This window comes from Pseudomonas sp. SDO5522_S412 (genome assembly GCF_054071215.1).
In genome coordinates this window covers 1-10,727 of record NZ_JBSVWQ010000188.1, presented here as the reverse complement: position 1 = coordinate 10,727, position 10,727 = coordinate 1, and the positions used below count along the sequence as shown (strand labels likewise).

12 protein-coding genes are annotated in these 10,727 nt (G+C 61.7%); 5 read left to right on the top strand and 7 right to left on the bottom strand.

The genetic code is table 11. The features are described 5' to 3' along the window. Nucleotides 1–24: 24 nt before the first annotated feature. The 3 genes from cueR to ACW9I6_RS25750 form a co-directional block, all read right to left on the bottom strand. Nucleotides 25–426, bottom strand: a complete 402-nt coding sequence (cueR, locus tag ACW9I6_RS25760; protein ID WP_201022528.1) for a Cu(I)-responsive transcriptional regulator — start codon at nucleotides 424–426, stop codon at nucleotides 25–27. Further along, the gene (locus ACW9I6_RS25755) at nucleotides 423–2,624 is read right to left on the bottom strand and encodes a heavy metal translocating P-type ATPase (protein WP_102605229.1); all 2,202 of its coding nucleotides are present in this window, start codon (nucleotides 2,622–2,624) and stop codon (nucleotides 423–425) included. Before ACW9I6_RS25755 ends, cueR begins: the two co-directional genes overlap by 4 nt. Nucleotides 2,625–2,807: 183 nt before the next feature. Further along, nucleotides 2,808–3,188: a hypothetical protein gene (locus ACW9I6_RS25750; protein ID WP_003211148.1), complete on the bottom strand. Its 381-nt coding sequence runs from the start codon at nucleotides 3,186–3,188 to the stop codon at nucleotides 2,808–2,810. A 147-nt stretch (nucleotides 3,189–3,335) separates the two neighbouring features. Here ACW9I6_RS25750 and ACW9I6_RS25745 point away from each other — a divergent pair, with 147 nt between their 5' ends. Together ACW9I6_RS25745 and ACW9I6_RS25740 are read left to right on the top strand one after the other, a co-directional pair. Then, nucleotides 3,336–3,536, top strand: coding sequence for a heavy-metal-associated domain-containing protein (locus ACW9I6_RS25745; protein WP_003211150.1), 201 nt, complete (start codon nucleotides 3,336–3,338; stop codon nucleotides 3,534–3,536). Between the two features lie 87 nt (nucleotides 3,537–3,623). Then, nucleotides 3,624–4,817 (top strand): multidrug effflux MFS transporter, encoded by a 1,194-nt coding sequence (locus tag ACW9I6_RS25740; RefSeq protein WP_087693476.1) that lies wholly within the window; start codon nucleotides 3,624–3,626, stop codon nucleotides 4,815–4,817. Between the two features lie 6 nt (nucleotides 4,818–4,823). Here the strand turns inward: ACW9I6_RS25740 and ACW9I6_RS25735 are convergent, their stop codons facing one another. From ACW9I6_RS25735 to ACW9I6_RS25725, 3 genes are all read right to left on the bottom strand, one after another. After that, entirely contained in the window at nucleotides 4,824–5,003 is a 180-nt protein-coding gene (locus tag ACW9I6_RS25735) for a hypothetical protein (RefSeq protein ID WP_003211153.1), read from the bottom strand. A gap of 145 nt (nucleotides 5,004–5,148) precedes the next feature. Then, a complete protein-coding gene (locus tag ACW9I6_RS25730; protein WP_457339992.1) occupies nucleotides 5,149–6,162 on the bottom strand; it encodes a zinc-binding alcohol dehydrogenase family protein in 1,014 nt (337 codons plus the stop codon). Between the two features lie 28 nt (nucleotides 6,163–6,190). Continuing rightward, nucleotides 6,191–6,484: a putative quinol monooxygenase gene (locus ACW9I6_RS25725; RefSeq protein ID WP_003211158.1), complete on the bottom strand. Its 294-nt coding sequence runs from the start codon at nucleotides 6,482–6,484 to the stop codon at nucleotides 6,191–6,193. A gap of 117 nt (nucleotides 6,485–6,601) precedes the next feature. On the opposite strand from ACW9I6_RS25725, the gene ACW9I6_RS25720 reads away from it, so the two are divergent. After that, nucleotides 6,602–7,531 (top strand): LysR family transcriptional regulator, encoded by a 930-nt coding sequence (locus tag ACW9I6_RS25720; RefSeq protein WP_457339991.1) that lies wholly within the window; start codon nucleotides 6,602–6,604, stop codon nucleotides 7,529–7,531. 138 nt (nucleotides 7,532–7,669) lie between these two features. After that, entirely contained in the window at nucleotides 7,670–8,362 is a 693-nt protein-coding gene (locus ACW9I6_RS25715) for an ArsR/SmtB family transcription factor (RefSeq protein WP_219406504.1), read from the top strand. On the opposite strand, the gene ACW9I6_RS25710 is transcribed toward ACW9I6_RS25715, so the two are convergent. After that, on the bottom strand, nucleotides 8,359–9,312 hold the full coding sequence (locus ACW9I6_RS25710) for an adenosine deaminase (protein WP_219406505.1): 954 nt from the start codon (nucleotides 9,310–9,312) through the stop codon (nucleotides 8,359–8,361). The two genes, ACW9I6_RS25715 and ACW9I6_RS25710, sit on opposite strands and share 4 nt — an antisense overlap. A 194-nt stretch (nucleotides 9,313–9,506) precedes the next feature. On the opposite strand from ACW9I6_RS25710, the gene ACW9I6_RS25705 reads away from it, so the two are divergent. Further along, complete coding sequence (locus tag ACW9I6_RS25705) at nucleotides 9,507–10,595, top strand: calcium:proton antiporter (protein WP_003211166.1); 1,089 nt, start codon at nucleotides 9,507–9,509, stop codon at nucleotides 10,593–10,595. The last annotated feature ends 132 nt before the right edge of the window (nucleotides 10,596–10,727 follow it).

Below are 10,727 nucleotides of genomic sequence, written 5' to 3'. Positions count from 1 at the left end.
CCGTGCATGCCTGGTTAAACTTGCTCAGGTGCAACAACTGCCCGACGCCAACTCCCTGAGAATCGGGCAATCCGGCCGGTGATCACCCTGGCAGTGTTCCACCAGGTCCTGCAACGTATCGCGCAATTGCCCCAGCTCGCGGATCTTCTGGTTCAGCTCATCGATATGCTGGCGGGCCAGCGCCTTGACGTCGGCACTCGCGCGTCCCCGGTCCTGCCACAGCGTCAGTAGCTTGCCGACTTCCTCCAGGGAAAACCCCAGGTCCCGCGAGCGCTTGATAAACGCCAGGGTGTGCAAGTCATCGGCGCCATAAATGCGGTAGCCGCTGTCGGTGCGATGGGCGGCTTTCAACAAGCCGATGGACTCGTAGTAACGAATCATCTTCGCGCTCAGGCCGCTTTGGCGTGCTGCTTGGCCGATGTTCATGGACGCTCGTCCTCCAGGTCCTTGGGTTTCCAGGTTTTCAACAGCAGTGCGTTGCTCACCACGCTGACACTGGACAGGGCCATGGCCGCGCCAGCCATCACCGGGTTGAGCAGGCCGAACGCCGCCAGCGGAATGCCGATCAAGTTATACACAAAGGCCCAGAACAGATTCTGTCGAATTTTCGCATAGGTCTTGCGGCTGATTTCCAGGGCTGCCGGCACCAGCCGTGGGTCGCCGCGCATCAGGGTAATACCTGCCGCGTGCATCGCCACGTCGGTACCGCCGCCCATGGCGATGCCGATGTCGGCCGCGGCCAGGGCCGGTGCGTCGTTGATGCCGTCGCCGACCATTGCCACCACGCCGGTCTTTTTCAGCTCGGCGACGGTAGCCGCCTTGTCCGCAGGCAACACCTCGGCGTGCACGTCATCGATGCCCAGGGCTTCGGCGACCACGCGGGCGCTGCCACGGTTATCGCCGGTCAGCAGGTGGCTGCTGATATGCCGAGCCTTGAGTGCCTGTATCGCCTGCAGGGCGCCCGGTTTAAGCGTGTCACCGAAGGCAAACAAACCCAGCACGCGGGGCTGCGGGCCTTGCTCGATCAGCCAGGACAAGGTGCGGCCTTCGGCCTCCCACGCACTGGCCGAGTCGGCGAGATCACCGGTGCTCAAGCCGGTTTCTTCCAGCAGGCGACGGTTGCCCAGCGCCAGTTGCCGGCCATCTAGGGTGCCTGCAATGCCACGCCCGGTAAGGGACTGGCTGGCGCTGACATCCGCGACGTTCAAACCTTGTTCGGCACAGGCATCCAGCACCGCCTTGGCCAATGGGTGTTCACTGCCGCGCTGCAGCGCGCCGGCCTGTTGCAGGAGCGCCCCTTGATTGCCGTCAATGGCGGCCAGGTGCGCAATTTTTGGTGCGCCGGAGGTCAGGGTGCCGGTCTTGTCGAACACCACGGCGCTGACTTCATGGGCGCGCTCCAGAGCTTCGGCGTCCTTGATCAGGATGCCGTGGCGGGCGGCAACGCCGGTACCGGCCATGATGGCGGTAGGTGTGGCCAGGCCAAGGGCGCAAGGGCAGGCGATCACCAATACGGTCACGGCATTGATCAGCGCGACCTCCAGCGGTGCGCCATACAGCCACCAGCCGACCAGCGTGGCCAAGGCCAGCACCAGCACCACCGGCACGAACACCTGGCTGACTTTATCCACCAGTTTCTGGATCGGTGCCTTGGCGGCCTGGGCGTCCTCCACCAGGCGGATGATCCGCGCCAGCACGCTTTCCGCGCCGAGGGCCAGGGTACGCACCAGCAGCCGGCCTTCGCCATTGATGGCGCCGCCGGTGACTGCGTCGCCAGGCTGCTTCGGCACCGGCAGGCTTTCACCGCTGATCAAGGCTTCGTCGGCGTGGCTTTGGCCTTCGACCACTTCGCCGTCCACCGGGAAGCGTTCGCCGGGTTTGACCAGCACCAGGTCATTCAGCTTGAGGGCGGTGATGGCGACGTCCTGCTCGCGGCCGTCGATTACTTGAATCGCCCGCTCGGGGCGCAAGGCTTCCAGGGCACGGATGGCGCTAGCGGTCTGGCGCTTGGCGCGGCTTTCCAGGTATTTACCCAGCAGCACCAGGGCGATCACCACCGCCGAGGCTTCGAAATACAGGTGGGGCATTGTGCCGGCGGACGCCGTGAGCCATTCATAGATACTCAGGCCGTAACCGGCGCTGGTGCCGATGGCGACCAGCAGGTCCATATTGCCCGCTCCGGCGCGCACGGCTTTCCAGGCCGCGATATAGAAGCGCGCACCGAAGATGAATTGCACTGGGGTGGCCAGGGCAAATTGCACCCAGGCCGGGAGCATCCAGTGCAGCCCTAACGGTTGCACCAGCATCGGCAGCACCAACGGCGCGGCGAGTAGAATTGCCAGCAGCAGCGACCAGCGTTCATGGCTCAGGCGTTGTTCCTGGCTGGCCTGGGTGGCGGTTTCGCTTTGGGGCAGGGTGGCGGTGTAGCCGGCCTTGTCGACGGCGGCGATCAGGACGCCGGGGTCCATCTGGCCGAGCACTTCAATGTGGGCGCGTTCGTTGGCCAGGTTGACGCTGACACTTTGCACCCCGGGCACTTTGCCCAGTGCCCGTTCAACCCGCCCGGCGCAGCTGGCGCAGGTCATGCCGCTGATCGGCAGGTCGAAGGTGGTGGATCCGTTCATGGGCAGTACTCCAGGAGAGATTGCCCCTAGGATCAACCTTGACCTGTGGGGAAGGTCAAGGCGCTTTTTACTGTAGGAGCGAGCTTGCTCGCGAAAAGCTTGAGGGCGCCGCGTTTATCCAGGATGAACGCGTCATCGTTAACGTTTTTCGCGAGCAAGCTCGCTCCTACAGGTTTTCGGGGCTTAGTATTCCAGTGCGGCCGGCTTCAGGTACATGCCGTCCGGCCCTTGCGCGATACGCAACTTGCGCACGTCACCCGCCTTCAACGTAATGTTTTGCGCCGGTGGCGCGAGCATGCCCGGCAAGCAACCCTGGGATTGCCCCGGCAACAACTTCAGGCGCAACGACACATTCCCGGCCGGCAAGTTGAACGAGGTGGCTTGCTCCTGGAACAGCCGCCCGGCCAACTGGTCCTGGATGTACAAGCCAATCTCGCAGTTGGTCGGCACTTCCAGGCGCTCCCGGGAAATGATCAGCACCGCATAATCTTCATCTGCGCTGGCCGGTGGCACAGCAGCAAACAAGCCCATCAGGCTGACAAGGCCAAAAAATGACCAGCGCATGGCGAATTCTCCGAGGTTCACATCGTGGATAAGTGCAGCTTGGCCGAGGGCGCGAATGAATGCCAGCCCGGCCGATGTTTTCAGAACTTGACCTTGCCATCATGGCAAGGTCAACACTGCGGGCAACCTCATTAAAGGAGTCATGTCATGCAAGTATTCAGCGTTGAAGGAATGACCTGCGGCCACTGCGTCCGCTCGGTAACCCAGGCGGTGCAGGATAAGGACCCGGCGGCCAGCGTGCGCGTCGACCTCGCGACAAAGGAAGTCGGCGTGGAAAGCAGCCTGCTGTCGCCGGCAGAGGTGATCAACCTGATCAGTGAAGAAGGCTACAGCGCCAAGCTCGCCTGACTTTTTGAATAGTTAGCGAGCTAACTTAATGTTCAAGGCACCCGAGCCCGGCTAGACTGTTGGGCTGCCGACTCACCTGGGTGCCTGATGAACCTTCGTATAATCCTGATCTTGGGGGCCTTGAGCGCGTTCGCGCCGCTGGCCATCGACTTCTACCTGCCGGGTTTCCCGGCCATGGCCGTGGCATTCGGCACCGACGAAAAACATATTCAGCTGACCTTGGCCGTGTACTTCACGGGCCTGGCGATCGGCCAGTTGATCTATGGACCGCTGGCAGACCGTTTTGGCCGGCGCGGGCCGCTGCTCAGCGGCGTCACCCTGTTTACCCTGGCGTCCTTCGCCTGTGCGTACGCGCCGTCCCTGGAATGGCTGATCGGCGCGCGTTTCGTCCAGGCCCTGGGCGGCTGCGCGGGCATGGTGATCTCGCGGGCGGTGGTCAGCGATAAATGCGACGCGGTGGGCTCGGCCAAGGTGTTTTCCCAACTGATGCTGGTCACCGGGCTGGCGCCGATCCTCGCGCCGCTGGCGGGCGGGGTGATGGTTGGCGTCTGGGGCTGGCAGTCGATCTTCCTGGCGCTGACGGTGTTCAGTGTGATGGCGGCCATTGCGGTAGCAGTCGGGCTGCCGGAAAGCTTCCCGGCCCATCAACCGCGCCAGCCGCTGTCAGGCGCACTGCGCCAGTACGGCCGGTTGCTGTCGGACCGGGTGTACCTGGGCTATGCCTTGACCGGCGGCATCTCGATTGCCGGTATGTTTGCCTACATCGCGGGCTCGCCCTTCGTCTTTATCAAGCTTTATGGCGTGCCCGCCGAACACTATGGCTGGGTATTCGGCTCGAATGCCGCGGGCTTTATCCTGGTGGCACAGGTCAATGCGCGTTTGCTCGCGTCGCGTGGCCCGGCATTTTTGCTGTCGCGCACGGTGTGGGTTTACCTGGCGGCGGGTCTGTCGTTGCTGGCAATTACTGCGCTGCGCACGGACGCTTTGTGGCCACTGCTGGTACCGCTGTTTATCTGCATCGCCAGCCTGGGCTGCATTTTGCCCAATACCTCGGCCTGCGCCATGAGCGGGCAGGGCGCTCGGGCGGGCAGCGCGTCGGCGTTGCTCGGTTGCATTCAGTTTGGTGTGGCCGCAGGCGCGGCGTCGTTGGTCGGCGTGCTGCACGACGGCACGGCGATGCCGATGGCAATGGTCATCAGCTTGTGTGGCGTATTGGCCGTAACGTTCGCGATGCTGACCCGGCGCCTGCAGCGCCAACGGGCACTGCAAGCGGCGGACTGATCAGGATCAGCCAGCAGAACGCTGCTGGCTTTCGGGGAATCGGTGAGGCGCCTGGATACGGGTTTGCAGGGTGTCGGCAAACGCGCGGGCCTCGGCCTCACTGCGGAAGGTAAAGGCGTTCTGGTCGAGACGGACCTGCCATTTGTTGCCTTCGGATCTTGCTAGCGCTTTTATCAGGATCTTCATTGCTGACTTCCTCACGTAAATTGCGTGGCAAAGGCGGCCAATATAAACCCGAATACGCTCACAAATATGACAAGGATCAAGTCTCTGACTAGCGGTGTCGTCCATTACTCACATGAATAACAGACGACACTGACAGAACCTTTCGTTAGAACCCTTCCAGCACGATCTTGCCCTTGGCCTTGCCGCTTTCCAGCAGTTCGTGAGCGCGGCGCAGGTTAGCCGCGTTGATCACGCCAAAGTGCTCGCCCACGGTGGTTTTCAGAGTACCGGCGTCGATCAGTTCGGCGACGCGATTGAGCAGGTTGTGCTGCTCGATCATGTCGCTGGTCTCGAACATCGAACGGGTGTACATGAACTCCCAATGCAGCGACAGGCTCTTGCGCTTGAGCTTGCTTACGTCCAATGCCTTGGGATCGTCGATCAGCGCCAGTTTGCCCTGGGGAATCAGCGCTTCCACCAGTTGGTCCAGGTGCTGGTCGGTCTGGGTCAGGCTGGCGACGTAGTTCACCTGCGGATGGCCGGCGTTTTTCAGCTCTTCGCTCAACGGTTTGCTGTGGTCGATCACCAGGTCGGCGCCCAGGTCCTTGGCCCATGCCTGGGTTTCAGGACGGGAGGCGGTGCCGATGACTTTCAGGCCGGTGAGCTGTTTCGCCAGTTGGGTCAGGATCGATCCCACACCACCCGAGGCACCGACAATCAGCAGGCTCTGGCCTTCATCGGCCTTGCCTTCACGCACTTGCAGGCGTTCGAAGAGCAATTCCCAGGCGGTGATGGCGGTCAGCGGCAGTGCAGCAGCGTCGGCAAAACCCAGGGTTTTCGGCATATGGCCGACGATGCGCTCATCGACAGTGTGCAGTTCGCTGTTGCCGCCGGGGCGTACCAGGGAGCCGGCGTAGAACACCTTGTCGCCGACCTTGAACAGGCTGACTTCGCTGCCCACGGCCTTGACCACACCGGCCACGTCCCAGCCCAGCACTTTGGCCGCGCCGTTTTCCGGGGCGACGTTCTGGCGCACCTTGGTGTCCACCGGGTTCACCGAGATGGCTTTGACTTCCACCAGCAGGTCGCGGGGGCCGGCGACCGGTTCGGGCAGTTCGATGTCTTGCAGGGATTTTGGATCGTTGATCGGCAGTGCGGTGTAGTAGGCGATGGCTTTCATGATGGTTTCCAAAAAAGGGGGCGGTTGATCAGGCAATAAACTTCAGGCGCTTGAGTTCGAAATGCTCAAGCACGTCGGCAGCCTTGGTGCGGAAATTCTGGATATGCGCGCTCTGGTCGTGGTCGGCCAGCGCGGCGTCGTCACTCCAGCGTTCGAGCATGTAGAAGGTCTCGGGGTGTTGCAGGTCCTGGTGCAGGTCGTACTGCTGGCAGCCGGCTTCGATGCGGGTCGGTTCCAGCAGCTCGCGCAGCAGGGTTTCCAGGGTGGCCTGTTGGCCGGGTTTGGCGATCAGCGTGGCGATGACGTTAAAGGCAGCAGACATATTCGACTCCAGACACGTGATGAACGGGATGGACAGATGATTGGCTATTTCTCTGGAAGATAAAACCCGCTAAAAGAGCAGTCTCTTTCAATGCTTTTTTGATAATGGGCGGTCGGCGTGCTGCGTTTTGATGACTTGCAGTTGTTTGTGCGTGCGGCAGACCTGGGCAGCCTTTCGGCGGCAGCACGGGTGATGGACATGTCGGCGGCGGTGGCCAGCGCGGCGTTGAAGCGCATCGAGCAGCAGTTGGGCGCACGGTTGTTGGCGCGTTCCACCCGCAGCCTGCGCCTGACGGCCGAGGGCGAAGGCTTCCTGGAATACGCCCGGGCCGCCTTGAGCAGCCTGGATGAAGGCCGGCGGTTGTTGGCCAGCGGCCAGGATCAGGTCAGCGGGGTGCTTCAACTCTCGGCGCCGTCGGACTTTGGCCGCAACCAGCTGCTGCCCTGGCTGGATGAGTTCCAGCGCGAATACCCCAACCTGAGCGTACGCCTGTTGTTGGGCGACCGGATTGCCGACCTGTTCCGCCAGCCGGTGGACATCGCCCTGCGCTACGGCGAACCCGAAGACTCCAGCCTGATCGCGTTGCCCATCGCCCCGGACAACTGCCGCGTGCTCTGCGCTGCTCCCAGCTATCTGGCGCGGCACGGCGAGCCGCGCCACCTGGAGCAACTGACCCAGCACAATTGCCTGCTGTACATGCTCGGCAGCCGGGTGCATGACCATTGGGGGTTTAACGATGGCAAGCGTGATGTCGGCCTGACGGTGGCCGGTGACCGCTTCAGTGATGATGCCGATGTGGTGCGACGCTGGGCGGTGGCGGGGGTGGGTATCGCCTACAAGTCCTGGCTGGATGTCAGCTCGGATGTGCTGGCGGGGCGCCTGCGGCTGATCCTGCCGGAGCTGCGGGGCGAACGTACGCCGCTCAATCTGTTGTGTGCCCATCGCGCGCAACTGAGCAAGCCGATCAATCTTCTGCGGGAAATGCTCGTTGCCCGTTGTGCGACATTGACTGCGCAATTGCCGGAGCGATCAGCCTCTACACCATAACCCCGGGGATATCGGGAAATTTCCTTCAGCTTCTGTCCTTGGTTGCGCTGTAAGACGGCACGGAACCCGGGGTTTTCACGCTTATACTTTTCCGCCAGACGCAGCAGACAAATGATTCAACAGGGAGTGAATGAGCACATGGAACAGGCACCTTGCATCAGTCAGATCGCCACCTTGCTGGCCGACCCGAAACGCACCGCGATGGTGTGGGCATTGATGGACGGGTCGGCCAAACCCTCCGATGAGTTGGCGGCACTTGCCGGGCTGTCATCGGCCTCGGCGAATGCGCATCTGACGCGATTGACGGCCGGTGGCCTGCTGCGTGTCGAAGCCCGCAGCGGCAAACGCTTTTTCCGGGTGGCCGCCGCCGATGTGGGGGCCGCCGTGGATGCATTGGCCTGCACCACGATGGCCAGTGTCGCCCGCAGCACGCCCATTCATTCGCGGTCATTGACTGCGCCTGCGGCTTTACGGCGAGCGCGGCTGTGCCATGGTCACCTGGGGGGCGAGCTGGCAGCGGGTTTGTATCAACGGATGATGGCGGCCGGGTGGATCGAGCGCGCGGAACAGCGTACGGACGTGACGCCGTCAGGTGCGCGCAAACTCGCAGCGCTGGGGATTTTTACCCAGGCACTGGCTCAGCCGATCGTGTGCGATTGTTTTGATTGGAGCGAACAGCAGCCACACCTGGGCGGTGCGTTGGGGGCCGCGTTGTTGCAGTTGTGCCTGCAGTCGAACTGGGTCAGCGTGATCAATGAGTCCCAGGCGTTGCAGGTCAGTGAAGCCGGGCAACTGGAAATTGCCCGGCTCGCCAGACCGGTCGCTGATTAAGGCTTGACCAACCGTGAATCCAGGCTGTTTTGCGCCAGGCGCTTGGCCTGGTCCTGGGTCATGCCCAGCGAGGTGTACAGCGCATGGAAGTTCTCGGTGACATAACCGCCGAAGTACGCCGGATCGTCCGAGTTCACCGTCACTTTCACCCCACGCTCAAGCATGTCGAGGATGTTGTGCTGGGACATGTCGTCGAACACGCAGAGCTTGGTGTTGGACAACGGGCACACCGTCAGCGGGATCTGTTCGTCGATGATCCGCTGCATCAGGCGCTCGTCTTCAATGGCGCGTACGCCATGGTCGATACGCTGGATCTTCAGCAGGTCGATGGCTTCCCAGATGTACTCCGGCGGGCCTTCTTCACCGGCGTGGGCGACGGTCAGGAAACCTTCGTGACGGGCACGATCAAACACGCGCTGGAACTTGCTCGGTGGGTGGCCCATTTCCGAGCTGTCCAGGCCCACGGCAACAAACGCATCACGGAATGGCAGTGCCTGGTCGAGGGTTTTTTCGGCCTCTTCTTCGCTCAAGTGGCGCAGGAAGCTCAAGATCAAACCGCTGGTGATGCCCAGTTGTTGCTCGCCGTCTTTCAAGGCGGCGGCAATGCCGTTGAGCACCACTTCGAACGGTACGCCACGGTCGGTGTGGGTCTGTGGGTCGAAGAACGGTTCGGTGTGGATCACGTTCTGCGCCTTGCAGCGCAGCAGGTAGGCCCAGGTCAGGTCGTAGAAATCCTGGGAAGTGCGCAGTACATCGGCGCCCTTGTAGTAGAGGTCGAGAAACTCTTGCAGGTTGTTGAAGGCGTAGGCCTTGCGCAGGGTTTCGACGTCGTTCCACGGCAGCGCGATCTTGTTGCGTTCGGCCAGGGCGAACAGCAGCTCAGGCTCCAGCGAGCCTTCCAGGTGCAGGTGCAATTCAGCCTTGGGCAGGGCGTTGAGCCAATCGTACATTTATAAATTCTCATCAGGTGCAATGGCGGCATTCTACAGGCGCACGCCGAAATAATCGGCAAAACCTGACCAAGCGGTGAGCATCCACAGGCACCGTGCAAGCAGTGCATGAACTAAGGTGTAACGAAACGTTAGCGGCGCGGTGCAGTCTGTACCCCATCAATGACGGATTCGCCGCGTTCAAAAGGCCTGCAATGCTCACATCTATCAAGCAAGAAAAATTCATGCTGCTGGCGCTGATTGCCGCCATCGCTGCCTACCCGCTGGAGCACTGGATGCTGCACAGCGGGCAGATGGTGGCGCTGTTGGCTGGCATAGCGCTGATCGGCTTTATCGTCGTGGCCTCGATGCGCGTGGCCCATCACGCCGAGCAACTGGCGGAAAAGGTCGGCGACCCCTACGGCACCATGATCCTGACCCTCGCCGCCGTGCTGGTGGAAGTGGTGATCCTGGCGATCATGATGAGCAACGAGCCCTCGCCGACCCTGGTGCGCGACACCATTTATTCGGCGGTGATGCTCGACATCAACGGCATCCTCGGCCTGGCTGCACTGATGGGCGGCATCAAGCATGGTGAACAGTCCTACAACGACGATTCGGCGCGCACCTACAGCGTGATGATCCTTACCGCCATGGGTGTGTCGATGGTGGTGCCGGAATTTATCCCCGAGGCCGACTGGAAAATTTACTCGGCCTTCACCATCGGCGCGATGGTAGTGCTCTACACGTTGTTCCTGCGGATGCAGGTGGGGCCCCACAGTTATTTCTTCAGCTACAGCTACCCGGAAAAACGCCGCAAGAAACAGCCGGAAGAAGAGTCGCCGCCGATCAACCTGGCGTTTTCCATCGGGACGCTGGTGTTTGGCGTGATCGTGATTGGCGCGTTGGCCGAGGTGATGTCCAAGACCCTCGACCTGGGCCTGGAAGGAACGGGTGCCCCACCCGTGATCACGGCGATCATCGTGGCCGCGATTTCCGCCGCCCCGGAGATTTTGACGGCGTTGCGCGCAGCGCTGGCCAACCGCATGCAGTCGGTGGTGAACATCGCGCTGGGGGCTTCTCTGTCGACGGTGATTTTGACCGTGCCGGTGATGGAAGCCATGGCCTTGTACACCGGCCAGCCGTTTCAGATGGCGATGACGCCGGTGCAGACCGTGATGGTGTTTATCACGTTGATTGTCAGCGCGATCAACCTCAACGATGGCGAAACCAACGCCATCGAAGGGATGACCCATTTTGTGTTGTTTGCGACGTTTATCATGCTGTCGCTGCTTGGACTGTAACCAATCCTGAAAACACCGCAGAAATAATTGTGGAAACCGGGCTTGTGTGGGAGCGGGCTTGCTCGCGAATGCGGTGTGTCATTCAACACACATGTTGACCGGCCCACCACCTTCTCGAACCAACCCACTCCC

Coding starts and splice junctions, on each gene's coding strand:
- cueR (WP_201022528.1), bottom strand. CDS start 426: ATGAACATCGGCCAAGCAGCACGCCAAAGCGGCCTGAGCGCGAAGATG.
- ACW9I6_RS25755 (WP_102605229.1), bottom strand. CDS start 2,624: ATGAACGGATCCACCACCTTCGACCTGCCGATCAGCGGCATGACCTGC.
- ACW9I6_RS25750 (WP_003211148.1), bottom strand. CDS start 3,188: ATGCGCTGGTCATTTTTTGGCCTTGTCAGCCTGATGGGCTTGTTTGCT.
- ACW9I6_RS25745 (WP_003211150.1), top strand. CDS start 3,336: ATGCAAGTATTCAGCGTTGAAGGAATGACCTGCGGCCACTGCGTCCGC.
- ACW9I6_RS25740 (WP_087693476.1), top strand. CDS start 3,624: ATGAACCTTCGTATAATCCTGATCTTGGGGGCCTTGAGCGCGTTCGCG.
- ACW9I6_RS25735 (WP_003211153.1), bottom strand. CDS start 5,003: ATGAAGATCCTGATAAAAGCGCTAGCAAGATCCGAAGGCAACAAATGG.
- ACW9I6_RS25730 (WP_457339992.1), bottom strand. CDS start 6,162: ATGAAAGCCATCGCCTACTACACCGCACTGCCGATCAACGATCCAAAA.
- ACW9I6_RS25725 (WP_003211158.1), bottom strand. CDS start 6,484: ATGTCTGCTGCCTTTAACGTCATCGCCACGCTGATCGCCAAACCCGGC.
- ACW9I6_RS25715 (WP_219406504.1), top strand. CDS start 7,670: ATGGAACAGGCACCTTGCATCAGTCAGATCGCCACCTTGCTGGCCGAC.
- ACW9I6_RS25710 (WP_219406505.1), bottom strand. CDS start 9,312: ATGTACGATTGGCTCAACGCCCTGCCCAAGGCTGAATTGCACCTGCAC.
- ACW9I6_RS25705 (WP_003211166.1), top strand. CDS start 9,507: ATGCTCACATCTATCAAGCAAGAAAAATTCATGCTGCTGGCGCTGATT.